The sequence below is a fragment of the Halarchaeum nitratireducens genome, from assembly GCF_014647155.1.
Lineage (GTDB): Archaea > Halobacteriota > Halobacteria > Halobacteriales > Halobacteriaceae > Halarchaeum > Halarchaeum nitratireducens.
The window spans coordinates 30,480-55,749 of sequence record NZ_BMOQ01000002.1; the positions used below are offsets into that span (position 1 = coordinate 30,480).

Below are 25,270 nucleotides of genomic sequence, written 5' to 3' on the forward strand. Positions count from 1 at the left end.
GAACATACCGAACGAGGCCATATCTCTCTCCCCCCGCAAGCAGCACTCGTTCATGGCAGACGACACCGACGCATCGAAAGCTGGCGTATCGCGGCGGAGCTACCTGAAGGCGGGCGCGGCCGGCCTCGCGTCGCTCTCGTTCGCTTCGGGGGCCGCCGCGGGACAGGAAACGGAGGCGGCCGGCACCGCGAACGCCGGCGGCGCGACGTTGATCACGGACGGGACGGTCGTCACCGTCGACCCCGACCACGGCGTCTACGACACCGCGGACGTCCTCGTGCGCGGCGGGGAGATCCGGCGGATCGAGCCGAACATCGCCGCACCCGGCGCGGACGTCATCGACGCGAGCGGCGCCATCGTCGTTCCCGGGTTCGTCAACGCCCACCTTCACACGTGGGAGTCCGGCGTCCGCGGCGTCGCGGGCAACTGGACGTTCATGGAGTACCTGGAGAAGATGTTGGGAAACATCAGCAGCCACTACCGCCCGGAGGACGCCTACCTCGGCAACCTCTTCGGCGCGGTCCAGCAGCTCAACGCCGGGACGACGACGATCCTCGACTGGTTCCACATCGCCAACACGCCCGACCACACCGACCGCGCCATCGACGGCCTGCAGGACGCCGGCGTCCGCGCGCTGTTCACCCACGGCCCGCCCGGCGACAACAGCGCGAAGTGGTGGGAGAACAGCGACGTCCCGCACCCCGACGACATCCGGCGGCTCGCCCGCGAGCGCTTCCCGAGCGACGACGGTCTGCTCACGCTCGCCATGGGGGCGCGCGGTCCGGATTACTCCACCGACGAGGTCACCCGTCACGACATCGAACTCGCGCGCGAACTCGGCATCCCGGTGTCCATGCACATCGGATCGCTCGGCCCGGGCGGCGTCGCGAAACTCGACGACCTCGACCTCCTCGGGAGCGACCTCAACTACGTCCACGCGAACCGCCTCACCGACGAGGAGTTCCGCCTCATGGGCGCCTCCGGTGGCTCCATCTCGACGACCGCGGAGGTCGAACTCCAGATGGGGATGGGGATGCCCGCCATCGGCGACGCCGTCGACGCGGGCGCGACGCCCTCCGTCGGCGTCGACATCGTCTCGAACGTCAGCGACGACCTCTTCACGCAGCTCCGGACGGCCGTCCAGGTCGAGCGCGGCCTGCGCAATCAGCCCGCCGTCGAGCGCGGCGAGCAGATTCAGGACGTCACGCCGACGGCGCACCGCGCGCTGGAGTACGCGACGATCGAGGGCGCGCGTGCGCTCGGTCTCGCCGACCGCATCGGATCGCTGACGCCCGGCAAGCGCGCCGACATCACCATCATCGACGGCGAGGACCTCAACACCGCCCCGGTGCACGACCCCGTCGAGACCGTCGTCTTCCAGGCCGGCGTCGAGAACGTCGACACCGTCCTCGTCGACGGGACCGTCGTCAAGCGCAACGGCCTCGTCCACAACGCGACCGCGCAGAACCACCTCGACCGCCTCGAACAGTCCGGCCGCCGCATCCTCCGCGAAGCCGGCCTCTGAAGGGTACGCGCTCGCTCTCACCGCCGCCCACGGGAGCGCTTTCGCCCCGGCCTTCGCGGTCGTTCTCGCTCTCGTCTTCGCGATCACTCCCGGATCTCGCCCTCGCGGCCGCGCTCTCCCTCGACTACCTTTGCGCTGCCGCCGTTCGCGGCCGGCTCCTCTCGTCGTCCCGGGTCCGTTCAGCTCTCGTACTCGTGGAGCGGCCGGCGTTCGATCCGCGCCCGCAGGTCGCCCAGCGACGGGCTGGCGTCGTCGGCGAACTGCGCGCAGACGGCCGCGACCTCGGCGTGCGTGATCTTCACGTTCCCCTCGGTGACGACGTCCGCGGGGCGCGCTTTGAGCTCGCGTAGCGTCCCCACCGCGAGCAGGTAGGGGATCGCCCACGCCGCGATGGTGTTTCCACGCGTCTCCGGCATCGCGTCGAGCCACGTCTTCGCGCCGTCGAGGTAGCCCTCGGCGTGCTCGACGACGCGCCCGATAACGGACGCGACCGCGGCGCTCTGCTCGGGATCGGCGAGCGCTCCCGGGGTGACGCCGTGCGCGTCGAGCAGCTCCGTGGGGAGGTACACGTTGTTCTCGTCCTCGAAGTCGCGCGCGGCGTCCTTCGCCACGTTGACCAGCTGGAGGACCATCGCGAACGCCGTCGCGTTCTCCTCCAGCGATGCCCGCGTCGCCCGCGTCGCGCCGCGCGAGACGAGGCCCGTGACGAGCTCCCCGACCGTCCCGGCGGCGTACCAGCAGTACTCCTCCAGCTCGTCGAGCGTCCGGATACGGAGACCGCCCGCGTCGGCGTACCGCTCGACGAACATGGCCATCCCCTCGGTGAGTTCGCGGACCGCCGGTCGGATCGTCTCCCGGGACGCCGGTTCGAGGTCGCGGAAGACGCCGACGATCCGGGCCGCGTTCGCCACGACCGTCCAATCCGCGTCGGGATCGTCCGGAACCCACTCGTCGACCGCCTCCCGGAACGCGTCGACGCCGGTGTCGTCGTCGGGGTCGAGCGCTCTGCTGTACAGTTCGAGGAGTCGCGCCTGCGCCGCCGGGGGGACGTGGGTCGCGTCCTCGACGGTGTCGGCGACGCGACAGAGCAGATAGCCGACACAGATCTCGCGCGCCATCGGCTCGTCGAGCTCCTCGATCGTCAGGCTGAACGTACGCGATACGCCGTGCACGGCATCGTAACACCACGCGACGTCGTCCGCGAGCGACCGATTGGGGCGGTTCGGCGGCATTCGATCCTACACAGACGCCGTCCGAAGAAAAATGAGCGGGGTCTGCACTCGCCCGCACCGTCCCGTCGCGACGGCGGGCGGCCCGTGCCGTCGCCCCTCACGGAAGACCTTTGACTGACCGGTCAGTAACATCGGTAATGCGAGACGAGTCCGGTACCGGGACGCGACCGCATCGAGGGCGCGGAGACACGGGAGACGCGGGGCGCGCGACGCGCCACGCGCACGCCACCGGTGGGCGACCGACGCGGGAGGAGACCCGATGACGGGCGTCCGTGAGCGGATCGAGCGCCTGTTCAAGGGCCCCGACGCGTTCGATCTGACGAGCGGTGGGATCGCCCGCCCGCTGTTCTTCCTCTCCCTCCCGATCGTCATCACGAACCTCTTTCAGACCGCCTACAACCTCGCCGACACCTTCTGGCTCGGCCAGTACAGCACCGACGCGCTCGCCGCGATCAGCTTCGCGTTCCCGATGGTCTTCCTCCTCATCTCTCTCGGGTTGGGGATCTCCGTCGCCGGCAGCGTCCTCGTCGCCCAGTACACCGGCGCGGGCGCGGATGCCGAAGCCGAGTACGCCGCCTCGCAGACGGTCACGTTCGCGGTTCTCGCCTCCCTCCTCCTCGGCGCCGTCGGCTACGTCTTCGTCGACGAGTTCCTCGCGGTCATGGGCGCCTCGGCGGACGTCCTCCCGATGGCGACCGGCTACATGGAGTACATCTCCCTCGGGCTCTTCGCCATGTTCGGGTTCGCCGTCTTCGTCTCCCTCATGCGCGGCTACGGCGACACCGTGACGCCGATGCTCGTCATGTTCGGGTCCGTCGTCCTCAACATCGTCATCGATCCGTTCCTCATCTTCGGCTGGGGGCCCTTCCCCGCCCTCGGGATCGAGGGCGCGGCCATCGCCACCGTCTTCTCGCGCGCGCTCGCCTTCGCCATCGGCCTCGCGATCATGTTCCGCGGAACGCGCGGCGTCCGCATCCGCCTGCGCGATATGGCCCCCGACTTCGACTACCTCCGACGACTCGCGCGCATCGGCGTCCCGGCGTCCGTCGAGGGGACGGGGCGTGCGCTCTCGATGAACCTCCTCCTCCTCATCGTCGCGTTCTTCCCGGACACCGTCGTCGCCGGCTACGGTATCGGGACGCGGGTCTTCTCCGTCGTCTTCCTCCCCGCGATCGCCGTCGCGCGCGGCGTCGAGACGATGACCGGGCAGAACATCGGCGCCGGCGAGCCCGAGCGCGCGGCGCGGGCCGCGGGGCTCGCGGCGAAGACCCTCTTCTGCGTCCTCACCGCCGTCGGGGTCCTCGCGTGGGTCTTCGCCGGTCCGATCGTCGGCGTCTTCACGACCGATTCCGCGGTCGTCGACGCCGCCGCGACCTTCGTCCGGTACGTCGCGCTGACGTTCGGATTCATGGGCGTGATGCGCGCGTACACGGGCAGTTTCCGCGGCGCCGGCGAGACGCTGACCGCCGCCGCGCTCTCCGTGGTGATGCTCGGCTTCGTCCGGTTCCCCATCGCGTGGGTCGCGTCCGGGTGGGTCGGCGAGACCGGGATCTGGATCGCGTTCGCCGTCTCGAACGTCCTCGGTGCCCTCGTCGCCTACGCGTGGTACCGCCGCGGCGGGTGGCGCGGCGGCGACCTCACCCGCGAGCGCGTCGACGTCGAAGAGGATGCGCTTGACGGTGCATCGACCGACTGAGGCGACCGTCCGACCCCACCGTGTCCGCCGTTCCGCTCACTCGGGGGCCGCGAGATCCCGGTAGAGCGCCGCCGAGCGCGCGCGGTCCTCGACGATGGCGGTCGGGGCCGTGACGCTCGTTCGGAGCTCCTCGAGTTCCGCGATCAACGACGCGTACCGCTCGTCGTCGCGGAGCGCGTCCGGATCGTGGGTCGCCTCGAGGGCGGCGCGCCGGGACGCGAGCGCGTAGTAGCGCGCGACGTCGGACTCGTAGTGTCGTCGCTCGTCGAGGGCGTCGACCGTCTCGACGAGCCGATCGCCGTCGACGGGCTTGACGAGGTAGTCGTCGACGTCGACGGTCGCGATCTCCAGTTCGGGATCGACGCCGGTGACCGCGGCGACGAACGCCCCGTCCGTCCGTTCGTCGAGGTGGTCGAGGTAGTCGAGTCCGTCCCCGTCGGGGAGCCGGCGATCGAGTACGACGACGGCGACGGACGGATCCGCCACGTCGATCGCCTCCGCCCCGGTGCCGGCGGTTCGGACGGTGTACCGGCTCTCCAGGCGCGCCGCGTACAGTGCCCGGAGCTCCGGATCGTCCTCGGCCACGAGCACCACGGGCCCCGTGTCATCCTCTCCCATGAGACGGACTATGTGCCTGGGCGGGGAGGTATCTTTCCCTGATATAGAATGCCTATTAAGTGTCACCACGGCCTCCGTCTCAATCACGAACGATACGTCGGGACGCGCGGCGACGCCGCGTCCGATCTCGTTTCGCACGCCGCACCGGTCACGGGCCGCGTCGGCTCACGCGGTGCCCCGAACGGCGTCTGCGACGCGGTCGAGAACGGGCGGCGCGGCGGCCGCGACGCGGTGCGCGTACGCGTAGTCGGCGTACACGTCGTCCGCGAGAGAGCGGTCGTCGACCCCGTCGCGGACGTCGCGGTCCGCCCAGCGCATCCGAGCGCGGACGCTCGACGCGACGCGCGAGGCGAGCGGCGCGGGCCCGTCCTCACGGAGCGTCCGGAGCGCGTCGACGGCCGCCTCGCGCTCGGCCGCGATGACGTCGATCGCGTCGGGTCTCGCGTACGCCCCGTCTCGGATCGCGGCCGTGGCGTCCGCGAGTGCGGCCCCCTCGACGAGCGCACGCATCGCCGACGCCACGGCCAGCGGAGACCGCCCCGCCGATCGCTCCTCGGCGACGTCGGTCGCGTTCTGCCAGCGCGATCGGCGGAGCTCGCGCAGCAGGGTCGCCGCCGCCGTGTCCGCGATGCCGCGCTCTATCGTCGTCCCGGCGGCGTCGAAGTCGGGACGCGCCGTCGCGTCGTCCGGGAGCGCGTCGGCGAGCGCGGCGGCCGCGGCGGCGAACCGGCCCCCGTAGTCGACGGGGTCGGATAGCGTCCCGCGGTAGCGCGCCGCGAGCCGTCGGGCGTCCGCGAGCGTCGCCCGCCCCCACTCGACGTCCTTCGCGTGCTCGGCGACGCCGAGGACGTCGTTCTCGGGATCGTGTGCGTCCGGCACGGTCGAGGCGAGGACGCTGTGCGCGTCGGCTCGCCACGAGCCGATTTCGACGTGCTCGACGAGCGCGGCCACGGGGTCGTCGCCGCCGACGTAGCGCCGGTTCGCCTCGAACGCGTCCAGCGCTCCCGTGACGCGCTCGCGACGCGCGGCGACGTCCGACCGGGTCAGGTCGCCGTCGAAGGCCGCCAGTCCCGCGCGAACGAACATCGCTTCCCCGCGCGGGTGGGCGAGTCCGGAGACGGCGTCGAGGCGACTCGACGGGGAGTCGGCGAGCGCGTCGCGGGCGTCCTCGCGCTCCGCCGCGAGGCGATCCCGGACGACGGCGTTCGGGACGCGCGAGACGTCGCCGTCGAGGAGCGCTCGAACGCGCTCGCGGGCGGCCGAGACGTGCTCGCGCGAGGGCTGAACGGGGACCGCGACGGGCACGTCCGGCAGCGGATCGAGCGTCGCGGCGAGCGCGTCCACGTCGTAGTCCGGCGCGGGATCGCCGCCGCCGAACCGGCCGCCACAGCCGGCGAGCGACGCGGCGAGTGCGGCCCCGGTCGCGGTGAGGAACCCGCGTCGGCCGACTCCCGACCCGCCCGGCGACGCCGCGCGCGAGTCGTGGCCGTCCTGGCGCGATTCGCGGCCGTCGCGGTACGACTCGTCGTCGCTCACGGCGACTCACTCCCGTTTTGGTAGCGTTCGGGTACGGGACCGCATCGCCCGCCGCTCCCCACGGAGTAGCCGTCGTACTCGTCGGCGGCGAGCGGGAGGCGGACGAGCGCCGCCACGTGGTCGGTCTCGTCGCGCTCGCAGGGCGCGTGCGCATCGCGGACGACTCGACAGAACTGGACGTCCGGGTCCCCGTCGGCGTCGAGCGCGACGTAGTGCAGCCGGCGGCGGTAACACGCGCCGATGGCGGTCTGGGAGACGACGACGGACTCGTGATCGAAGTCCGTCTCGGCGACGAGGCGGCGGGCGGCGGTCACGTCGGTCGATTCGAGCGCGTCGGTCGCGTACGACAGCTCGGCGGCGTCGGCGTCGCTCTCGACCGTCCCGATCGAGGGCTCGCCGCGGTCGTCGGTCGGCGCGACGATCGGCGGGCGATCTCCCGTCGTGCGCAGCGTCGCGTGCGGAACGTCGCCGAGGAGTCGGCCGCGTTCGGTTCCGTCGTCGGTGTCGCTCGCGCTACAGCCCGCGAGGGCCGCGGCGAGCGCGACACCGGTCGCGTGGAGGGCGGACCGTCTGGAGGGCGTGCGGACCATCGCGGGTGAACGCTGCGCCCGAGTCGACAAGAAACGTGGTGTCTCAGCTCAGGCGTCGTCGCCGGCGCCGGGCGCGGGCGTCTCGACCCCCTCTGCCGGGCGGATGCACCACCCGGTGAACCCCATCACGAGGAGGATCGCGGGGCTGAGGAAGCCGAAGAAGTAGTAGGGCGCGTAGCCGAGGAGGTGGAACCCGAGGCCTCCCGAGGTGAGTTCGAGGCCGATGGGGACGACCCCGAGGACGCCCGCCATGTAGACGCCGCCGGAGTTCCACGGGACGAAGGCGCTCGTGGTGGTACCGGCGGCCTCGACGGCGCGAGAGAGGTTCGCCGAGTCGAGTCCGAAGTCCTCGTAGAGGCCGCGATAGGTCATCCCGGGGACGACGATGCTGATGTACTGATCGGCGGCGAGGACGTTCATCGAAAACGCGGTGACGGCCGTCGTCGCGGTGAGCGACCCGACGGAGCGAGCGCGCGCGGCGATGGCGTTCGCGACGGCGGCGAGGACGCCCGCGCGGGTGAGCATCCCGCCGAGCGCGAGCGCGGCGAGGACGATCGTGACGACCCACGACGCGCCCGTGAGCCCCGAGGAGGAGAGGAGGTTGTTCACGAGGTCGGAGGACGTGCTCGGGCTCGTCCCCGACTGGGCGACGGTGAACGCGTGCGTGACGGGCCCGCTGTGGAAGGCGAGCGGGGCGGTGGTGACGACGGGCCCCTCCTGGAAGACGATCGTCGTGGCGATCCCCGCGAAGACCCCGGTCCCGAGCGAAGGGAGCGCCGGGATCCCGTAGAGCGCGAGCGCGAACGTGAGGACGAGCGGGAGGAGGACGACGAGGCCGACGTCGTAGCTCCCGACGATCGCGGTGCGGATGGCCTCCACCTGCCCCACGGGGATGTCGCCGCCCGCGTGGAGGCCGAGGGCGGCGTAGGCGACGAGCGCGACGAGGAACGCGAGCCCCGTGCCGACGCGCATCGCGTCGACGTGCTCGAAGAGGTCCGTCTCGGTCGCGGCGGCGGCGAGGTTCGTCGTGTCGGAGAGCGGGCTCTGCTTGTCGCCCGCGTAGGCACCGGAGAGGATCGCGCCCGCGGTCATCGGGGCGGGGATGCCGAGGCCGTGACCGATGCCGATGAACGCGACGCCGAGCGTGCCGGCGGTCGTCCACGAGGAGCCGATGGAGAACGAGACGACGGCGGCGAGGACGCACGCCGCGGGCAGGAACACCTTCGGCGTCAGGACGCCGAGGCCGTAGTACATGATCGCGGGGATGGTGCCGGCGGCGATCCACGTCGAGATCAACGCGTAGACGATGAAGAGGATGAGGACCGCCTGCAGTCCCATCGTGATGCTGTCGGCCGCGCCGTCGTAGAGGTCCCGCCACCCGAGGTCGAACCACCGGCGCGCGCAGAGCGCGGTGAACGCGACGCCGAGGAGCAGCGGGAACTGCGGGTCGAGGCCGAAGACGAGTCGCCCGGCGCCGAGGAAGACCAGCATCCCGGCGACGGGGACGAGCGCCTGCGCGAGCGAGGGGCGCCGCTCCGGTGGTAGTTCCTCGTAGGACAGCGGATCGAAGTCGAGGTCGCTCATGGTCCGTTCACGCGCATTCGGGAATCGGCGCTCTTGTGGGTGTCGTCTCGAACGCGCGGGAACGTCGCGGTTTCAGGATCCGAACGCGATTCCGTCGTCGACCGTCGGGTGACAGTCCGCGCAGACGAACCCGTCGAACCCGGTATCGGTGTGTTTCCAGAGCTGTCGTGGCGAGCCACCGCAGCGGTCACACGTGGGCATCGCAGTCCCTGCTTCACCATTGTGATACATAGTCGTTGCGCTCGGCTCTCCTCCCGCCGGAACCGGACGCCTGATCGACTCGCACTCACCCGATTCCCACGCCGTGGGAACCGGGTTGCGGTACTATGTGACAGGGGTGTGTCTCGGTAGTCACGCAAGCGTTGGGTGACCTAACGATGCAAGCAACGACCACGGCCGTCGGCCGAGAACGCGAAACGAACGAGACGACGACCGAGCGCGAGGACGCCTGTCCGGAATGCGGTTCCGCGCTCGAACACGACGACAGCCGCGGCGAGGTGTCGTGTCGTGAGTGCGGGCTCATCGTCGACGAAGACGTCGTCGATCGCGGGCCCGAGTGGCGCTCGTTCGAGGACGGCGACGGCGAGAACCGCTCGCGCGTCGGCGCGCCCACCACGAACCTGATGCACGATAAGGGACTGAGCTCCGTCATCGGCTGGCAGGACAAGGACGCCTACGGCAAGCGCCTCTCCGGCCGCAAGCGTCGACAGCTCGCCCGGCTTCGCAAGTGGGACGAGCGCTTCCGCGCCCGCGACGACCAAGAGCGGAACCTCAAGCAAGCGCTCGGCGAGGTCGAGCGGATGACCTCGGCGCTCGGCCTCCCCGAGACCGTCGGTGAGACGGCGGGCGTGGTCTACCGGCGCGCACTCGACGAGGACCTCCTCCGCGGGCGCTCGATCGAGGCCGTCGCCACCGCGAGCGTCTACGCCGCGGCCCGACAGGCCGGCGTCCCGCGCAGCCTCGACGAGGTGGCGACCGTCTCCCGCGTCGATCGTCTCCGCGTCCAGCGCGCCTACCGGCAGGTGAGCCGCGAGCTCGGGCTCGAAGTCCCGCCCACCGACCCCCGCGAGTACGTCGAGCGCTACGCGAGCGATCTCGACCTCCCGGGCGAGACGGCGCGACGCGCCCGCGAGCTCCTCGACGCCGCCATCGAGGAGAACGTCCACAGCGGCAAGAGCCCGACGACGATGGCGGGCGCCGCCGTCTACGCCGCCGCGCGCCTCACGAACCACTCGGTGACGCAGGCCGACGTGAGCGAGGTGGCGAACGTCGCCCGCGTCACCATCCGGTCGCGCTACAAGGAGCTCCTCGAAGCCCAGGAGTGACCCCGCACCGAACGGCCTAACAGCGTCGCCACCGAACCCGACGGTATGACCGGTCGTGACCTCTCGCCCGGCCGCGCCGCGGCCGCCGTCGCCGCCGCCGTCGTCGGGCTGTTCGCGCTCTACTTCGTCGCCACGACGCTCGTCCCCGATCTCTTCGGACGATGGCCGCGGATCGGCGTCGGCGTCGGCGTCGGCCTCGCCGCCGCCTGCTTCGTCGGCTGCTTCGCCGCGCGGGCGCGACTCTCCGGCCCGCCACTGCGGCGCCTCGTCGACGCCGCCGTCGCCGCGATCTCCGCGCTCCTCCTCGCTCAGGGGGTCTCGTTCGCCGTCGGCCTCCCGCTCGCCGTCACCGCCGACGTCCTCCCGCTGGCGTTCGTCCATCTCCTCCTCTGGATCGGCACGCTGAGCACGCTCGTCCTCGTCGGCACCGCGCTCCGCGCCATCGGCCCCGACCTCCCCGATCCGGCACCCTGAGGGTCGTCGCCCGCGCCCGACCGGCCGCACGTTTCATACCGCTGTCGCTCCTTCGGTCCGTCGATGCGCGCGTCACCGTCCGCTCCGGACCGGCTCCTCGCCGGCGCGTTCGCGCTCGCGCTCGCCGTGGCCGCCGTCGTCGTCCTCCACGGTGACATCCATCCGTTCGTCGACGTCGTCCTCCGACCGATCGCGTACGCCTCGCTGTGGGGATTCCTCGGCATCTACGCGTTCGCCGCGCTCTTTTGGACCTACGAGGTCCTCACCTCGTGGCGCGACTACGAGCCCCCCGACGTCTCGTACGCCCCCACGGAGTGCCAACTCCGGATTCTCACCGTCGACGCCGAGGCCGTCGTCCAGAAGACCGTCGACGCCCTCCCGGCGGACGTCGCGCCCGGCGACAGACACGTCATCGCCGAGGCCCCCATCGACGTCGACGGTGCGACGGTCCACGTCGTCCCCGACGACTTCGAGAGTCGCGCCTCGGATAAGGGCCGGGCGCTGGAGTGGGCGCGCCGCAACGTCCCCTGCGAGCGCGAGTTCGTCCTCTTCCTCGACGAGGACTCGCACGTTCGGCCCTTCGACGGCTTCCCGGACGCCGACATCGTCCAGTTCCGCGAGTGGCCCGAGTACACCGGCTCGACGCTCGCCTTCTGGTGCGAACTCGTCCGGATCGGCTATCAGGCCGAACAGCAGGGGTTCGGGCTCCCCGGCGTCCCGCTCTACGCGTGGGGCGGCGGCATCGCCGTCCGCGCCGACCTCGAGGACCTCGTGACGTGGGACTACCCGACGCTCATCGAGGACACCGTCTTCGTCTGGCGCGCGGTGTTGGAGCACGACGCCGAGTACGTCGTCACCACCGATCGATTCCGGAATCAGGCCCCACCGTCCGTCCGCGAGCTGATCGAACAGCGCCGCCGGTGGCTCTCCGGCGGCCTCCGCGACGAACCGGTCCTCCCGAACCGCTACTGGGCGCTCTACGCCTTTCGAAACGTCACGTGGGCGTTCTCGCCGATCACGCCCTTCCTCCTCCTCACCGTCGGCTACCTCCCCGGGTCGATGCCCGGCGTCGGCCTCTACCGCGTCCTCTCGTGGGGGCTGCTCGTCTACGCGCTCGTCTGGTTCGTCCGCGGCTGGCGTTACTACGACGACCCCGCCTACCACCACTGGCTCGCCGTTCCGCTCTACCCGCTCGTCGTCGCCGTCCACTCCCTCGGGGCCGCGTGGGGCCTCGTCGACGAACCCGACACCTTCCGCGCCACCGAGAAGACCACGCGAGAGCGCGACCCCGACTGAGACGCCGCTCGTCGTTTCGTCGGCCCTCGCATCGCTCGGCCCGACGCTACCCCCCACTTTCGTGTACCCCCCACACGTTCTTCCGAACGTATGCCCGCACACCCGGAGCTGTTCCGACGCCGCGCCGACGTCCTCGCCGACGACCGCGGCTCGGGGTCCCCCGTCGTCTTCGCACACGGGACGCTCATGGACCGAACGATGTTCGACCCGCAGATCGCCGAGCTGACCCCGGATTATCGCTGCGTCGCCTACGACTCCCGCGCCCGGACCGACGCCTACGCCGACGGCTACGACCTCGACGACCTCGCGGCGGACTGCGTCGAGCTCCTGAACGGCAAGGGCATCGACTCCTGCGTCCTCGTCGGCATGAGCGTCGGCGGCTTCACCGCGCTCCGCGTCGCCCTCGACTATCCCGACCGCGTCGACGGCCTCGTCCTGATCGACGCGCCCGCGGGCCCGACCACCGACGCCGAGCGCGACACGTACGAGCGCATCGTCGCCGACCTCCGCGAGAACGACCTCGTCCCGGGGACGCTCGCCAGACAGATCGCCGAGCGCGTGACGAGCGAGACGACCCACGAAGAGCGCCCCGAACTGCTGGAGACGTGGGCCGAGCGGTGGGAGACCTACCCCGGCGACGCCGTCGCGAACGAGTACGAGTCGTGGTACGCGAAAGCGGGCGTCGCGGACCGCCTCGACGAGATCGACGTCCCGTCCCTCGTCGTCCACGGGGAGGAGGACGTCTTCGACATCGAACGCGCCGAGGCGACGGCCGCGGGCCTCCCGGACGCCGACCTCGTGCGCGTCCCCGAGGCGGGCCATCTCTCCAACCTCGAACGCCCCGCCGTCGTGTCCGACGCCCTCGGGGACTTCCTCGCCGACGTGTACGCCGACTGACGCGGCCGACGCGAACCGGAGGAGATTTATTGTTTTAGGCTAGCCTAAAAGACATGGCCGAACGAACGCGGACGCGACGCGACTACCTCCTCGGGACCGGGGCCGTCGTCGGGAGCGGGCTGCTCGCCGGCTGTGGTGGCTCCGGCGGTGGCTCGACGACGACGGGCGACGGTGCGACCACGACGGAGGCGAGCGAGTCGGGCGAGCCGGACGCCGACGGCGACGATACGCACACCGTCTCGATGGCGCCCGTCGGGGACGTCGCCTTCGAGGACGTGCCGGAGACGTGGTTCCCGTACACCGCCGACTACGCCGACATGGGCGTCGCGCTCGGACGGGCGGACGGCCTCGAAGCCATCGGCGTCCGCGCGCGCTACGCCGCCTACTACTACGATGAGATCCCGGAGCTCTCCCTCGACACGGAGGACCTCACGCAGCTCTATCAGGACGGGACGGGCAAGGAGGTGTTCTACTCGCTCGACGCCGACGTCCACGTCATCGATCCGAACTTCATGGTGAACCGCCTCCAGTGGAATCAGAGCGACATCGCGGAGGTCCGGGAGAACGTCGCGCCCTTCTTCGGGAACACCGTCTTCACGCGGGTCTACGACTGGCACGACTACCGGTACTACTCGCTCTACGAGGCCTTCGAGAAGATGGCCGAGCTCTTCGACGAGCGCGAGCGCTACGAGGCGTTCAGCGCCTACCACGACGAGGTCGTCGCGGACGTGAAGGATCGCCTCCCGGCGTCGACGCCCGACATCGCGCTCCTCTATCCCGCCGGCATCCCGCCCGAGTCCTTCTACCCCTACCTCCTCGGCGACGGGACGCAGTCCGAGCAGTGGCAGACCCTCGAAGTCGGCGATGCGCTCGCGCAGAACGACGTCACGGACGCGCAGGCGGGCGGCGCGACGCTCGACTACGAGGCGCTCCTCGACATCGACCCCGACGCCATTGCCGTCCGCATTCAGGGCGAGATAACGGACGCGTACTTCCAAGAGAATATCGTCGCGCACATGGAGCAACACGAGGTCGCGAGCGAACTCACCGCCGTCCAGGAGGGCCGCGTCTTCTACGGCGGACACACCTATCAGGGTCCCATCATTCACCTCTTCCACCTCGAACAGGCCGCACGAGGTCTCTACCCCGACGAGTTCGGCGGCGAGCAGCTCTTCGACCGCCAGCGCGTCGCGGACATCGTCGCCGGGGAGCTCGACGCATGAGCGAGCACGCGGCCCGGACCGTCGACGTCGCGGTCGTCGGAGGTGGACCGAGCGGCGCGAGCGCCGCGGTCTTCACCGCACGCTACGGCCTCGATACGCTCGTCTTCGACCGCGGCGTCGCCGCGCTCTTCACCGCACGCTACGGCCTCGATACGCTCGTCTTCGACCGCGGCGTCGCCGCGCTCCCCCGCTCGGCGTTCCTCGAGAACTACCCGGGCTTCCCCGCGGGCATCGACGTCGAGACCTACCGGGCCCTTCTGCGCGATCACCTCGACGAGGCGGGTGCCGACCTCGCCGCCGACACCGTCGAGGCGGTCGAGCACGCGGCGGACGCGGACGAGCGCGAAGACGGAGAGAGCGGGAACGACGACGCCGAAGACGGCGCGCGCTTCGTCGTCACCACAGCGGACGGCCGCCGCGTCCGCGCGCGCCACGTCGTCGCGGCGTCGTGGTACGACGGCGCCTACCTCCGACCCGTCGTCGGTGACGGCGCGTACGAGGCCCACGAGCACGACGGCGACGATCACGAGCACTTCGACGGCGACTACCCCGACGCCGACGGTCGCACCGAGGTGACGGGTCTCTACGTCGTCGCGCCCGCGGGCCAGCGCAACGCGCAGGCCGTGGTCGCGGCCGGACAGGGCGCGCACGTCGCCCGCCGCCTCGTCAAGGACGTCCGACTCGCGGACGGCTACCCCGAGGAGCTCGCCGAGCACTACGACTGGCTGCGCTCCGCGAGCGAGTTCTCGGGCGACTGGGGCGAGCGCGAGCGCTGGCGCGAGTGGTTCGACGAGCGCGTCCCCGAAGAGCGCGAAGGGGACGACGATATCGCCGACCTGCGCGAGTCCTACGTCGACGCCGCCTTCGAGACGCGACGCGATCCTGACGAGGTCGAGGACCTGCGCGAGCGCGCGCACGACCGCCTCCTCGACCACCTCGACGACGACCGCATCCGCGCGTACGCCGCCGAGCACGACCTCCGCGACGGCTGACGCGCTCGGATCGCGTCGACGCGTGCCCCGTCGGACCGATCGGCCGCGCGTCGCCGTGCCCTCCGACGTCGGCGGTGCCTATTACTACCCGCCGCACCACATTCTAGCAGATGCGCAAGTTCACCGTCGGGCGGGTCTGGGACATCCCGATCCGCATCGACCTGTCGCTCGTCCTCTTTCTCCCGCTCCTCGCGTGGCTCCTCGGGAGCGAAGCGCAGATCGACACGTACGCGGGCGTCGTCAACGCCGTCGCGCCCCGTGCCGTCGACGTGGCGACGCTCCACGTCGGCTCGAACCCGTGGATCGTCGGCGTGCTCGCCGCCGTCGGTCTCTTCGTCGGCGTCGCGATCCACGAACTCGGGCACGCGTACGCCGGCGCGCGCTACGGCGTCGAGACCGAGGCCATCACCCTCTGGCTCCTCGGCGGTCTCGCCAGTCTCTCCTCGATCCCGCGCGACCCGGAACAGGAGTTCGGCATCGCCATCGCCGGCCCGGTGACGAGCCTGCTCGTCGCCGCGCTCTGCTACGCCGCCCTCTACGTCGTGCCGGCGTCGCTTCCGGTCCTCGGGTTCGTGGTCGGCTGGCTGGCGATCAGCAACGCCCTTCTCGCGGGCTTCAACCTCCTGCCCGCGTTCCCGATGGACGGCGGCCGCGTCCTCCGCGCGTATCTCGCGCGCTCGCGTCCATACGGCGTCGCCACGCGTACGGCCGCACGGATCGGCGTCGGTTTCGCCGTCGCGTTCGCGGTCTTCGGGATCCTCAGCTTCGCGCCGCTGTTCCTCCTGCTCGCGTGGTTCGTCTACAGCGCCGCGACGGGCGAGTCCCGGACCGTCCTCATCGACGACCTCTTGGAGGGGTTGACGGTCGGTGACGTCCTCGCCGACACGCCGACCATCGACGCCCGAGCGAGCGTTCAGTCGTTCGCGGATCGGGTGCTCGCGGACCAACGCACCGAGTACGCCGTCACCGAGGACGGCCGGGTCGTCGGCGTCGTCACCCTCGACGCGCTCCGGCGGGTCCGCGAGGTCGAACGCGACGCCTACCGCGTCGAGGAAGTGATGCAACGCGACCTCCCGACGGTCTCCCACGACGCCGACGCCTTCGACGCGCTCGCCGTCCTGAACGACGGGGACGCCGGCGCCGCGTTCGTCGAACACGACGGCGAGCGCGCCGGAATCGTCACTCGGAGTGACTACGCCAGCGTCCTCCAGGCCCGACAGGCCTTCGACGTGACCGTGCCCGCCTAGAGCATCGGGGGAGAAAGCCTCCACGCGCCGCGCCCGTCGCGTCCGTCAGCGCGCGTCACGCACCGACGGTCGGCGCTAGCTTGGCTAATGACACCCGCCCTCACTCACTATGGCCGCGGCGTCGTCGGACGATCGGCTGAAAACACCGCCTGTCCATCACTCGACCGGACGCGGGGGCCGAGCTCGGGCCGCGGCCGGACGGCGCTGCGCTCGCCGGTCGCCGATCGAGCGGGCCGCTCGCGCGAGCGCTACCAGTCGAGGCTCCCGCCGGACTGGTACTCGGTGACCTGCGTCTCGAAGAAGTTCTTCTCCTTGTTCAGGTCGACCTGCTCGCTCATCCACGGGAAGGGGTTCGTCGTCCCGTACTCCTCGGCCATGTCGAGCTGGCCGAGGCGGCGGTCGGCGACGTACTCGACGTACTCGGCGAACTGCTCGGGGCTCATCCCGAAGACCTCCTGGGGGCAGGCCTCGCGGGCGTAGACCTGTTCGAGGTCGACGGCCTCCGTGATCATCTCGCGGACCTCCGCGTCGAAGTCGTCCGTCCAGACGCCGGGGTTCTCCTCGCGGATCTGGTTGATCAGGTCGACGCCGAAGCCGACGTGGAGGGACTCGTCGCGCATGATGTACTCGAACTGCTGGCCGACGCCAACCATCTTGTTCTGCCGCTTGAGCCCGAGCATCATCGCGAAGCCCGCGTAGAAGAACACGCCCTCCATGACGACGTAGAAGCCGACGAGGTCGCGCAGGAGCTCGCGGACGTCGTCCTCGGTCTCCAATTCGAAGTCGGGGTCGTCGACGGCGCGCGTCAGGTCGACGACGAACTCGTCTTTCGCCTCGATGGCGGGGATGCGGTCGTACATCCCGTAGAGGTAGTCCGGCTCGAAGCCCAGCGAGTCACAGCAGTAGATGAACGTGTCGGTGTGAATCGCCTCCTCGTAGGCCTGCCGGAGGAGATACTGGCGACACTCGGGGGCGGTGACGTAGTCGTAGATGGCGAGGACGATGTTGTTCGCGGTGAGCGACTCCGCGGTCGAGAAGAACCCGAGGTTCCACTCGACGAGTCGGCGCTCGGCCTCGGAGAGCGCGTCGCCCTGCCACTGGGCGACGTCGTCCTGCATCGGGATCTCCTCGGGTACCCAGTTGTTGTTCACGCCGGCCTCGTAGTACTCGCGCGCCCAGTCGTAGTCGATGGGCAGGATCTTGTTCGGGTCGTGCTCGCCGTCGTGGTTCAGGACAGGCATAGCGGTGTGTATGTGTGTTACTGGCAGGCGTCGCAGGTCGGGTCCTCGACGGCGCAGAGGTCGGTGTCGTCGTCGCGCGTCCCGCCGTCCGTCGCGGCTTCCGCGTCGTCGTCGCGGTGCTGGGTCTTCCCGTACTCGGCCATGTCGAGCGTCGATTTCTCGATCTGGGAGGCGCCGAGCGTCCGCAGGTAGTACGTCGTCTTCACGCCCATCTCCCACGCGCGGGTGTAGACGTCGTCGAGCAGGCTCCCGTCCGTGCTCGGGAAGAAGACGTTGTGCGAGACCGACTGGTCGATCCACGTCCCCCGGTGGGCGGTGAGGTCGAGCTGGTGGCGCGGGTCGATCTCGAAGGCGCCGCGATAGAGCTCCTTCAGCTCCGCGGGGATCGCGTCGATCTCCTGGATCGAGCCGTCGTGGTACTTGATCCGGTCGCGGATCTCCTCCGTCCAGAGGTCGCGCTCCTTCAGGTCGTCGACGAGGCGATCGTTGACGACGGTGAAGTCACCGCTCATGTTCGACTTCACGTAGAGGTTCGAGTAGATCGGCTCGATGGAGGGCGACGTGCCGTTGATCGTCGAGACCGTGGCGGTGGGGGCGATCGCCATCGTGTTCGAGTTGCGCATCCCGTGCTCCTCGATGGCCTCTCGGACGACGAACCAGTCCATCGTCTCCGTCCTGTCCGTGGGGATCTCGCGGCCGCGCTCGTCTTCGAGCAGGTCGACGGTGTCCTGCGGGAGGATCCCACGGTCCCACTTCGAGCCCTCGTAGGAGTCGTACGCGCCGCGCTCGCCGGCGAGCTTCGCGGAGTTCAGAATCGCGTGATAGGAGACGAACTCCTGCCAGCGGTTCGCCGCCTCGACCGCCTCCTCGCTCCCCATCGGGATGTCACACTCCATCAGCGCGGCGTGGAACCCCATCGTCCCGAGACCGATGGGACGGTGACGCATGTTCGAGCGCTCGGCCTTCTCGGTCGGGTAGAAGCAGAGATCGACGACGTTGTCGAGCATCCGCATCGCCGTCTTGATGGTGTCCCCGAGGCGCTCGCGGTCGAGTTCCCCGCTCTCGACGTGCGTCTCGTAGTTGACGCTCCCGAGGTTGCAGACGGCGGTCTCCTCGTCGCTCGTGTTCAGCGTGATCTCCGTGCAGAGGTTCGAGGAGTGGATCGTCCCCTCGTGGTCCTGTGGCGAGCGGACGTTACAGGGGTCCTTGAACGTGATCCACGGGTGGCCGGTCTCGAAGAGCCGCGTGAGGGTCTTGCGCCAGAGGTCCGCGGCGTCGACGACTTCGTACTCGTCGATCTCGCCCTCGCGGGCGGCCTCCTCGTAGGCCTCGTAGTGCTCGCGGAACTCCTCGCCGTAGGTCTCGTGGAGCTCCGGCACCTCGTCGGGCGAAAAGAGCGTCCACTCCTCGTCGTTCTGGACGCGCTCCATGAAGAGGTCGGGCACCCACGCCGCCGTGTTCATGTCGGGGGTGCGCCGACGCTCGTCGCCCGTGTTGCGCTTGAGGTCGAGGAAGTCCGGGTAGTCGGCGTGCCACGCGGCGAGGTAGGCGGCGGCGGCGCCGCGGCGCTTCCCCGAGCGGTTGATGGCGCCCGTGACGTCGTTCGAGATGCGGAGGAACGGCACCGTCCCCGTGGACTCGACGCCCGTCGAGGAGATGCGCGCGCCGGCGGCGCGGACATTCGTCCAGTCGTTGCCCAACCCCCCGGACCACTTCGAGAGCGTCGCGTGTTCCTTGTACGCGTCGAAGATCCCTTCCAGATCGTCCGGGACGGTCGTGAGGTAGCAGGAGGAGAGCTGCGGGTGCGTCGTGCCCGCGTGGAAGAGCGTCGGCGAGGAGGGCGTGAACTCGAGCTTCGAGAGGACGTCGTAGAACTCCTCGGCGCGGGCGTTCGGGTCGTCCTCTTCCAGCGCGAGCCCCATGGCGACGCGCATCCAGAAGGCCTGTGGGAGTTCCAGACGCTCGTCGTCGGCGGTCTTGAGGAAGTAGCGCTGATAGAGGGTGTCGAGCGCCATGTACTCGAACTTCCCGTCGCGCTCGGGGTCGAGGGAGTCGGCGAGGCGTTCGAGGTCGAAACGCGTGCGCATCCGCTCGTCGAGGATCTCCGCCTCGACCATCGCCTCGACGTTCTCGCGGAACGTCTCCCGGTACGCGCGGTCGCGCTCGAAGCCGGTGAGGTCCTCGCCGACGACCTCGCGGAAGTACGTCTGGAGGAAGACCTCCGCGGCGGCGCGCTTGTAGGCGGGGTCGCGATCGACGCGCGCGGTCAGCGCGTCGATGACGGCCTCGTAGACCTCCTCCGTGCTCGCGCCGTCGTAGAGTGCGTGGTCGGCCTCGTCGACGAGGTCGGCGAACGTTTCGTCCGTCAGCACGTCCCCGTCGCCCTCGTCGTCGAGGCGCGATCGGGCGCGCTCGAGGACGGCGTGGACGGTGTCTCGCGGATCGTCGTGTGTCTGTGTCTGACTCATCGTGGCTGTGGTGTGTCCCGCTCGACGGCGTCGCCACTGCTCGGGCGCCGTCTCCGTCGAACGGGGATGTATCTATCCGGCGGAACGGCCGCCAGTGGGGTTCGTGGGCCGTCTCCGGCGGTAGTACGTGTGTCTCCCTACGGGCGAATAAAGTTTTGCAACTCGTGTTGTAGAACTACAATCTGATTTTAATTACGGTGCGGAGCGGTCGTTCAGCCACGCGAGCCGGCGATCGAGGGTCGTCCGCGCGAACGACGTGAGTCGGTACTCGTTGGCGCGGCCGTCCCCGTCGCGCTTGTCGACGAAGCCCGCGTCGACGAGGCGATCGAGGTTCGCGTAGACGTGACTGTGGTTGACGATCTCCCCGTAGTACTCCTCCAAGTGCGTCTCGACGTCGAGCCCGTTGCACGGCTGGTGCTCGTAGAGCCGCCAGAGGAGGTCGCGCTGGAAGCCGGAGAGGTCCGCCATCGCCGCGTCGTGCTCGCGGCCGCCCGGTAGCGATCGGCGCTGTGTGGTGTCGTCAGGTGCCATTACTGTAAGGGGTCCGGCCGAGGCCGGCGTCGACCGGACCGTCGACGGCCGCACGGATCAATCTTGCAGTGAAACCGACCGAGCCACCCGACGAGCAGTACGTTCATGTGGGGCGATACGCTATTGATGCGCATATCATGACTACTCTTGGATGCATGAAATAAAATATGGACGAAAACACACCGATCGGTCGCGCGGACGGCGGCGATCGATACGGGCACCTCATCGAGCACATCCAAGACGCGGTGGTCGAGTTCGAACTGACCGACGGCGTGCCGGTCGTCGTCGGCGTCAATCGGGCGTTCACGGAGACATTCGGGTACGAGGCGGCGGACGCGCGCGGCGAGGTGCTGAACGACCTGATCGTCCCGGTGTGGCTCCGGGACGAGGCGCACGCGCTCGACGACCGGACGTCCGCCGGCGAGATCACCTATCAGCGCGTGAAGCGCGAGACGGCCGACGGCCTCCGCGAGTTCCTCTATCGCGGGATCCCGTACGCCGACGACCGCTCGGACGAGGGCGGCTTCGCCGTCTACACGGACCTGAGCGGGTTCGTGCAGAACGAGCGCCGCGCTCGCGTGATGAACCGCGTGCTCCGGCACAATCTGCGAAACAAAGCGAACGTCATCGTCTCGCACACGGCGCGGCTCCTCGACGCGTTCGACGGGCAGTCCGCCGAGCGGACGGACGCCGTGGCGGCGGTCGAGCGGGCGGCGGACGCCCTCCAGCGGCTCACCGAGGAGGCCGGCGAGATCCACCGCGTCCTGAACGCCGCCGAGGTGACGAAGACGATCGACTGCGTTCCGACGGTTCGACGCGTCGTCGAGACCCATCGACGGGAGTCGCCGGACGCGGCCATCGACACGGACCTCCCCACGTCGATGGCCGTTCGAGCGACCGGGCACCTCGACGTCGCTCTCGATAGCCTCGTCGACAACGCGATCCGGCACAACCCGAGCGAGACGCCGCGCGTCCGCGTCCGAGTCGTCGCCGAGGCGCCGGGGTGGACGACCGTCCACGTCGAGGACGACGGTCCGCCGATCCCGGCCGACGAGCGCGACGTCGTCACCGGCGACGCGGAGATCACGCCGACGCGTCACGGCAGCGGACTCGGGCTGTGGCTCGTCAAGTGGACCGTCGAGACCTTCGGTGGCGAACTCTCCTTCGACGAGAGCGATCTCGGCGGGAACGACGTCCGCGTTCGCCTCCCGCGCCCGTAGCGTCCCCATCAGCCCTCGAGGGTCTCGCCGAGCGTGTCCGCGAGCGCGTCCACGCCGCCCGGTCCCTTTCGGACGAACGCGTCGGCGCCCGCCTCGATCACCGCGTCCACCGTCTCCGGGTCGCCGATCCCCGTGAAGAAGACGACGGGCACGTCGGGGTGACGGGCGCGCGCGTCGCGGAGGACGGACAGCGGGTCCTCGCCCGGGATGCGGTAGTCGAGCACGAGGCAGTCGACCCGCCCGTCGTCGAGACGATCGAGGGCGTCCTCGGCGCTCTCGACCGTCTCCACCCCTCGGTCGAAGCGGGTGCGTAAGCGCCGACTAACGACGTCCGCGAGCGCGCGGTCGTCGTCGACGTAGACGATCGAACCCCAAGCCATAGCGAATTGACACGAGGATCGATATTCAGTGTTCCGGGCGGTTCCGGCACGTAGTGCCGGCACACTCACCGACCGTCCTGTCCGACCACACAGGTACCGGCCACATGCTCCGCATTCGCGGTCCCCCGGTGAACGCTGACCGCACACGCAAGCCTTTACGTGGGACGGTATTCGAGGAGGACACAACGATGTCAGCGGACTTCCCCGACTACCTCGACGTCGACTACGCGGACGGCGAGGGCGAGACCCCGGAGGATTATCCGACGCTCGAAGACAAGATCGAGAAAGCCGTGGCGGTCGTACGAACGGGCCTCGAAGAGTACGAGAACCCCGCGATCATGTGGACGGGCGGGAAGGACTCGACGCTCACCCTCTACTTCGTCAAGGAGGTCGCCGAGGAGTACGGCTACGAGATGCCGCCCGCGATCTTCATCGACCACTACCAGCACTTCGAGGACCTCCTGGATTTCGCCGAGCACTGGGCCGACGAGTGGGACTTCGAGCTCATCTACGCCCGGAACGAGGACGTCGGCGACTACGTCGAGGCCAACGACCTCAACCCCGGTGACGACATCGACATCTCCGCCCTCTCCGAACACAACCGACACCACGTTCGGGACATCCTCGACTACCAAGAGGACACCTTCCCCTTCCTCCTCGACACGTACGTCGGCAATCACCTGCTCAAAACCGTGGCGCTCAACGACGCGCTCGAGGAGTACGATGTCGACGGGATCTTCTCGGGGATCCGCTGGGACGAACAGGAAGCCCGCGCCGACGAGACGTTCTTCTCTCCTCGGCATGACCCCGACATCTACCCGCCGCACGACCGCATCCAGCCGATCCTCCAGTTCGACGAATCGGCGGTGTGGGACGCCTTCTGGCACTACGTCGTCCCCGAGAGCGTCGAGGGGTACCCCGAGGAGGGGTACGTTCCGCAGGCCTACGACGACCTGCCCGAGGGCATCACCCACGAGGACATCCCCGTCTCCCCCAAGTACTTCAAGGGCTTCCGCTCGCTCGGTAGCGAAGTGAGCACTGATAAGGCCGACGACGAGCCCGCCTGGCTCCAGGACCTCGACAACACCACCGAGCGCGCCGGCCGCGCTCAGGACAAAGAGGACCTCATGGAGCGCCTCCGCGACCTCGGCTACATGTAACGCCCGCCGGATACACGCCCCTCACTCTCCCCTCTCGATGACCCAGACAGACGCGAGCGAGCGCACGCTCCCCGCCGGTATCGACCGCCCCGACGCGGTGCTCGGTGCCATCACCGTCCTGCTCGTCGCCGCCCTCGCGGCGACCGTCGTCGCACCCTACGCGGCGATGCCGACGCTCGCCGTCGGCTGTCTCGGGTGTCTCTGTCTCATCGGCGAAGCGGTGTTCGTCAACCCGCCGATCGAGGGCTAACGCGAACGCCCGACGCGTGCCGGTACGCCGGCCACGAGCAGCGCGCCGCCGAGGACGGCGACGGCGAGCGCGCCCGCGACGAGCGCCGTCCCGCCGTACGGTCCCGGATACGTCCCGAAGATCCCACCGACGACGAGCGACGCCGTCGCGGCGACGAGCGCGAGCCAGCAGACGACGCCGCCGGCCGCCCGGACGATGCGGTCGTAACGCGTCACGATCGTCCGGTTCGCGGCCGGGTGACAAAAACCGGCCGATCCGGGCGCCGAACGCTTTTGCGGACACGGAGCGTACGAACGACGAATTCGAGGTGTCACGAATGAACAGGGGCGTCAGCAGCGTCGTCGGCACGATCCTCATGACCGGTATCGTCGTCGTCGCAGTGACGGTCGGCGGCGCTGCCATGCTGGATCGCGCGTACGGCGGTGGCGGCGCGGCCAGCGCGCCCGTCGCGGCCGTGGACGTCGGGGTCGATGGGACGAACGTCACCGTCACGCACTGCGGCGGCGACTCCCTCGCCAGCGACGACCTCGCCGCCGTACTTGACGGGACGAACGGGCTGCGACGCGTCGCGTTCTCCGAAGGACAGTGGGCGAGCGGCGGGCCCGCGAGCGGGACGTTCGCCCCGGGCATGACGTGGCTGTTCGAGAACGCGAGCGTCGGCTCCCTCGCCGAGGACGACGTCTCCGTCGCTCACACGCCCTCGAACACGCTCGTCGACACGACGCAGTGTGGTGGAGACTCGGTGAGAAGTCCCTCGACATCCACGGCGACGACGAGTACGACCACGACGACATCCACGACGAGTACGGCGAGTACGACCACGACGACATCCACGACGAGCACGGCGAGTACGACCACGACGACATCCACGACGATGACCACCACCACGACCGACGATGATAGCTCGCCGCCGACGAGTGACGGGGTCGCCGATCCCGGATTCGCGTACGCGGACGCGAACGCAAACGGTGTCTACGACGGCGGGGACACTAGGGTGAACGAGAGTGAACTCGTCGATGGGTACTCGTCGGATATCCCGCTCGTCGTCCCGAAGAGCGTCTCCCTTAGCGTTGATAATCCGCTCTTCATCGCCGCGGACGGAATCACGCTCAACGGGAGCGTCGAATCGTCGGCACAGAGCGCCCACATCACGCTCGACGCGAAGAGCGGGGCTCTGACCGTCGACGGGGCGTCCATCGAGACGACGGGCTACGACGCCCACGTGTCGCTCGCCGGGACCGGCCTCACCCTCCGCGATAGCACCGTTTCCACTACCGCACAGAGTTCGAGCATTGACGTTAATAGCTCGAACGGCGTCTTCGACGCCGAGAACACCACTATCGAGACGGCCGGGTACGATGCCGAAGTGATACTGACCGGCGCGAGCGTCGACTTGGAGAACGGAACGGTCACGACGCAACAGCAGGACGCGCCGGTGAGTATCGACGCGACGACCGGCGACGCGAACCTACGTAACGCCACCCTCGCCGGATACGGCTACAGCGTGGATATCTCGGTGAGCGGTGCGTCGCTCGATCTCTGTGGCGCCCGCGTCACGACGGAGCAACAGGGGGCGATGATCACGCTCACGGCCAGATCCGGACCCCTCGGCCTTCGCGACGGGAGCGTCGAAACGAGCGGGTACGAAGCCGACATCGCACTCACCGGCGATCCGATCGACCTCCGGAACGCGACGGTCCGTGCGAGCGATTCGAGCGCGACCGTCACGACGACGGGCGAGACACGGACGAACGCGAACACGACCGTTTCGGACTGACCTGACCG

The 25,270-nt window shown here is 69.6% G+C and carries 24 protein-coding genes; 13 read left to right on the plus strand and 11 right to left on the minus strand.

Translation table 11 applies throughout. The features are described 5' to 3' along the window. Window positions 1-52 precede the first annotated feature (52 nt). Window positions 53-1,525, plus strand: a complete 1,473-nt coding sequence (locus IEX91_RS02595) for an amidohydrolase family protein (protein ID WP_188876947.1) — start codon at window positions 53-55, stop codon at window positions 1,523-1,525. Window positions 1,526-1,704: 179 nt separating this feature from the next. Here IEX91_RS02595 and IEX91_RS02600 read toward each other — a convergent pair whose 3' ends face one another. After that, window positions 1,705-2,757 carry a phytoene/squalene synthase family protein gene (locus tag IEX91_RS02600; RefSeq protein ID WP_188876948.1) on the minus strand — a complete coding sequence of 351 codons (1,053 nt, stop codon included), beginning with the start codon at window positions 2,755-2,757 and terminating at the stop codon, window positions 1,705-1,707. Window positions 2,758-3,016: 259 nt separating this feature from the next. On the opposite strand from IEX91_RS02600, the gene IEX91_RS02605 reads away from it, so the two are divergent. Then, window positions 3,017-4,453: an MATE family efflux transporter gene (locus tag IEX91_RS02605; protein WP_188876949.1), complete on the plus strand. Its 1,437-nt coding sequence runs from the start codon at window positions 3,017-3,019 to the stop codon at window positions 4,451-4,453. A gap of 36 nt (window positions 4,454-4,489) precedes the next feature. On the opposite strand, the gene IEX91_RS02610 is transcribed toward IEX91_RS02605, so the two are convergent. From IEX91_RS02610 to IEX91_RS16455, 5 genes are all read right to left on the minus strand, one after another. Further along, entirely contained in the window at window positions 4,490-5,071 is a 582-nt protein-coding gene (locus IEX91_RS02610) for a response regulator (RefSeq protein ID WP_188876950.1), read from the minus strand. A gap of 165 nt (window positions 5,072-5,236) precedes the next feature. After that, window positions 5,237-6,607, minus strand: coding sequence for a hypothetical protein (locus IEX91_RS02615; protein ID WP_188876951.1), 1,371 nt, complete (start codon window positions 6,605-6,607; stop codon window positions 5,237-5,239). After that, the gene (locus tag IEX91_RS02620; protein WP_188876953.1) at window positions 6,604-7,197 is read right to left on the minus strand and encodes a hypothetical protein; all 594 of its coding nucleotides are present in this window, start codon (window positions 7,195-7,197) and stop codon (window positions 6,604-6,606) included. Before IEX91_RS02620 ends, IEX91_RS02615 begins: the two co-directional genes overlap by 4 nt. A 48-nt stretch (window positions 7,198-7,245) precedes the next feature. Then, window positions 7,246-8,781 (minus strand): arginine/ornithine antiporter ArcD, encoded by a 1,536-nt coding sequence (gene arcD, locus IEX91_RS02625; protein WP_188876954.1) that lies wholly within the window; start codon window positions 8,779-8,781, stop codon window positions 7,246-7,248. Between the two features lie 72 nt (window positions 8,782-8,853). Further along, complete coding sequence (locus IEX91_RS16455; protein WP_268238656.1) at window positions 8,854-8,982, minus strand: hypothetical protein; 129 nt, start codon at window positions 8,980-8,982, stop codon at window positions 8,854-8,856. A 176-nt stretch (window positions 8,983-9,158) separates the two neighbouring features. Between IEX91_RS16455 and IEX91_RS02630 the strand changes: the two genes are divergently transcribed. From IEX91_RS02630 to IEX91_RS02660, 7 genes are all read left to right on the plus strand, one after another. Next, window positions 9,159-10,106, plus strand: a complete 948-nt coding sequence (locus tag IEX91_RS02630; protein ID WP_188876955.1) for a transcription initiation factor IIB — start codon at window positions 9,159-9,161, stop codon at window positions 10,104-10,106. A 45-nt stretch (window positions 10,107-10,151) separates the two neighbouring features. Then, window positions 10,152-10,580 (plus strand): hypothetical protein, encoded by a 429-nt coding sequence (locus IEX91_RS02635; protein WP_188876956.1) that lies wholly within the window; start codon window positions 10,152-10,154, stop codon window positions 10,578-10,580. Between the two features lie 63 nt (window positions 10,581-10,643). Further along, window positions 10,644-11,876, plus strand: coding sequence for a glycosyltransferase (locus IEX91_RS02640; protein ID WP_188876957.1), 1,233 nt, complete (start codon window positions 10,644-10,646; stop codon window positions 11,874-11,876). 90 nt (window positions 11,877-11,966) lie between these two features. Then, window positions 11,967-12,773, plus strand: a complete 807-nt coding sequence (locus IEX91_RS02645; protein ID WP_188876958.1) for an alpha/beta fold hydrolase — start codon at window positions 11,967-11,969, stop codon at window positions 12,771-12,773. Between the two features lie 53 nt (window positions 12,774-12,826). Continuing rightward, window positions 12,827-13,996, plus strand: coding sequence for an ABC transporter substrate-binding protein (locus tag IEX91_RS02650; protein ID WP_188876960.1), 1,170 nt, complete (start codon window positions 12,827-12,829; stop codon window positions 13,994-13,996). After that, window positions 13,993-14,988, plus strand: a complete 996-nt coding sequence (locus IEX91_RS02655; protein WP_188876961.1) for an NAD(P)-binding protein — start codon at window positions 13,993-13,995, stop codon at window positions 14,986-14,988. Before IEX91_RS02650 ends, IEX91_RS02655 begins: the two co-directional genes overlap by 4 nt. Before the next feature lie 110 nt (window positions 14,989-15,098). Beyond that, window positions 15,099-16,235 carry a site-2 protease family protein gene (locus IEX91_RS02660; RefSeq protein ID WP_188876963.1) on the plus strand — a complete coding sequence of 379 codons (1,137 nt, stop codon included), beginning with the start codon at window positions 15,099-15,101 and terminating at the stop codon, window positions 16,233-16,235. Between the two features lie 248 nt (window positions 16,236-16,483). Here the strand turns inward: IEX91_RS02660 and IEX91_RS02665 are convergent, their stop codons facing one another. The 3 genes from IEX91_RS02665 to IEX91_RS02675 all read right to left on the minus strand — a co-directional run bounded on the left by IEX91_RS02665 (window position 16,484) and on the right by IEX91_RS02675 (window position 20,475). Further along, entirely contained in the window at window positions 16,484-17,476 is a 993-nt protein-coding gene (locus IEX91_RS02665) for a ribonucleotide-diphosphate reductase subunit beta (RefSeq protein WP_188876964.1), read from the minus strand. A 17-nt stretch (window positions 17,477-17,493) separates the two neighbouring features. After that, window positions 17,494-19,944 (minus strand): ribonucleoside-diphosphate reductase subunit alpha, encoded by a 2,451-nt coding sequence (locus tag IEX91_RS02670; protein ID WP_188876965.1) that lies wholly within the window; start codon window positions 19,942-19,944, stop codon window positions 17,494-17,496. Between the two features lie 192 nt (window positions 19,945-20,136). Continuing rightward, entirely contained in the window at window positions 20,137-20,475 is a 339-nt protein-coding gene (locus tag IEX91_RS02675) for a PadR family transcriptional regulator (protein ID WP_211086517.1), read from the minus strand. Window positions 20,476-20,642: 167 nt separating this feature from the next. On the opposite strand from IEX91_RS02675, the gene IEX91_RS02680 reads away from it, so the two are divergent. After that, window positions 20,643-21,695 (plus strand): PAS domain-containing sensor histidine kinase, encoded by a 1,053-nt coding sequence (locus tag IEX91_RS02680; protein WP_188876966.1) that lies wholly within the window; start codon window positions 20,643-20,645, stop codon window positions 21,693-21,695. 8 nt (window positions 21,696-21,703) lie between these two features. Here IEX91_RS02680 and IEX91_RS02685 read toward each other — a convergent pair whose 3' ends face one another. Then, window positions 21,704-22,075, minus strand: a complete 372-nt coding sequence (locus IEX91_RS02685) for a response regulator (RefSeq protein ID WP_188876967.1) — start codon at window positions 22,073-22,075, stop codon at window positions 21,704-21,706. A gap of 188 nt (window positions 22,076-22,263) precedes the next feature. Here IEX91_RS02685 and IEX91_RS02690 point away from each other — a divergent pair, with 188 nt between their 5' ends. After that, a complete protein-coding gene (locus IEX91_RS02690) occupies window positions 22,264-23,235 on the plus strand; it encodes a phosphoadenosine phosphosulfate reductase family protein (RefSeq protein WP_188876968.1) in 972 nt (323 codons plus the stop codon). A 37-nt stretch (window positions 23,236-23,272) separates the two neighbouring features. Further along, window positions 23,273-23,485, plus strand: coding sequence for a hypothetical protein (locus IEX91_RS02695; RefSeq protein WP_188876969.1), 213 nt, complete (start codon window positions 23,273-23,275; stop codon window positions 23,483-23,485). On the opposite strand, the gene IEX91_RS02700 is transcribed toward IEX91_RS02695, so the two are convergent. Continuing rightward, window positions 23,482-23,700, minus strand: coding sequence for a hypothetical protein (locus IEX91_RS02700; protein WP_188876970.1), 219 nt, complete (start codon window positions 23,698-23,700; stop codon window positions 23,482-23,484). The two genes, IEX91_RS02695 and IEX91_RS02700, sit on opposite strands and share 4 nt — an antisense overlap. A 101-nt stretch (window positions 23,701-23,801) precedes the next feature. Here IEX91_RS02700 and IEX91_RS02705 point away from each other — a divergent pair, with 101 nt between their 5' ends. Then, window positions 23,802-25,262 carry a type IV pilin gene (locus IEX91_RS02705; RefSeq protein ID WP_188876971.1) on the plus strand — a complete coding sequence of 487 codons (1,461 nt, stop codon included), beginning with the start codon at window positions 23,802-23,804 and terminating at the stop codon, window positions 25,260-25,262. Window positions 25,263-25,270 lie beyond the last annotated feature (8 nt).

What these genes read in the sequence shown, in the direction of transcription:
- IEX91_RS02595 (WP_188876947.1), top strand. Translation starts at nt 53, where the DNA reads ATGGCAGACGACACCGACGCATCGAAAGCTGGCGTATCGCGGCGGAGC.
- IEX91_RS02600 (WP_188876948.1), bottom strand. Translation starts at nt 2,757, where the DNA reads ATGCCGCCGAACCGCCCCAATCGGTCGCTCGCGGACGACGTCGCGTGG.
- IEX91_RS02605 (WP_188876949.1), top strand. Translation starts at nt 3,017, where the DNA reads ATGACGGGCGTCCGTGAGCGGATCGAGCGCCTGTTCAAGGGCCCCGAC.
- IEX91_RS02610 (WP_188876950.1), bottom strand. Translation starts at nt 5,071, where the DNA reads ATGGGAGAGGATGACACGGGGCCCGTGGTGCTCGTGGCCGAGGACGAT.
- IEX91_RS02620 (WP_188876953.1), bottom strand. Translation starts at nt 7,197, where the DNA reads ATGGTCCGCACGCCCTCCAGACGGTCCGCCCTCCACGCGACCGGTGTC.
- arcD (WP_188876954.1), bottom strand. Translation starts at nt 8,781, where the DNA reads ATGAGCGACCTCGACTTCGATCCGCTGTCCTACGAGGAACTACCACCG.
- IEX91_RS16455 (WP_268238656.1), bottom strand. Translation starts at nt 8,982, where the DNA reads ATGCCCACGTGTGACCGCTGCGGTGGCTCGCCACGACAGCTCTGGAAA.
- IEX91_RS02630 (WP_188876955.1), top strand. Translation starts at nt 9,159, where the DNA reads ATGCAAGCAACGACCACGGCCGTCGGCCGAGAACGCGAAACGAACGAG.
- IEX91_RS02635 (WP_188876956.1), top strand. Translation starts at nt 10,152, where the DNA reads ATGACCGGTCGTGACCTCTCGCCCGGCCGCGCCGCGGCCGCCGTCGCC.
- IEX91_RS02640 (WP_188876957.1), top strand. Translation starts at nt 10,644, where the DNA reads ATGCGCGCGTCACCGTCCGCTCCGGACCGGCTCCTCGCCGGCGCGTTC.
- IEX91_RS02645 (WP_188876958.1), top strand. Translation starts at nt 11,967, where the DNA reads ATGCCCGCACACCCGGAGCTGTTCCGACGCCGCGCCGACGTCCTCGCC.
- IEX91_RS02650 (WP_188876960.1), top strand. Translation starts at nt 12,827, where the DNA reads ATGGCCGAACGAACGCGGACGCGACGCGACTACCTCCTCGGGACCGGG.
- IEX91_RS02655 (WP_188876961.1), top strand. Translation starts at nt 13,993, where the DNA reads ATGAGCGAGCACGCGGCCCGGACCGTCGACGTCGCGGTCGTCGGAGGT.
- IEX91_RS02660 (WP_188876963.1), top strand. Translation starts at nt 15,099, where the DNA reads ATGCGCAAGTTCACCGTCGGGCGGGTCTGGGACATCCCGATCCGCATC.
- IEX91_RS02665 (WP_188876964.1), bottom strand. Translation starts at nt 17,476, where the DNA reads ATGCCTGTCCTGAACCACGACGGCGAGCACGACCCGAACAAGATCCTG.
- IEX91_RS02670 (WP_188876965.1), bottom strand. Translation starts at nt 19,944, where the DNA reads ATGAGTCAGACACAGACACACGACGATCCGCGAGACACCGTCCACGCC.
- IEX91_RS02675 (WP_211086517.1), bottom strand. Translation starts at nt 20,475, where the DNA reads ATGGCACCTGACGACACCACACAGCGCCGATCGCTACCGGGCGGCCGC.
- IEX91_RS02680 (WP_188876966.1), top strand. Translation starts at nt 20,643, where the DNA reads ATGGACGAAAACACACCGATCGGTCGCGCGGACGGCGGCGATCGATAC.
- IEX91_RS02685 (WP_188876967.1), bottom strand. Translation starts at nt 22,075, where the DNA reads ATGGCTTGGGGTTCGATCGTCTACGTCGACGACGACCGCGCGCTCGCG.
- IEX91_RS02690 (WP_188876968.1), top strand. Translation starts at nt 22,264, where the DNA reads ATGTCAGCGGACTTCCCCGACTACCTCGACGTCGACTACGCGGACGGC.
- IEX91_RS02695 (WP_188876969.1), top strand. Translation starts at nt 23,273, where the DNA reads ATGACCCAGACAGACGCGAGCGAGCGCACGCTCCCCGCCGGTATCGAC.
- IEX91_RS02705 (WP_188876971.1), top strand. Translation starts at nt 23,802, where the DNA reads ATGAACAGGGGCGTCAGCAGCGTCGTCGGCACGATCCTCATGACCGGT.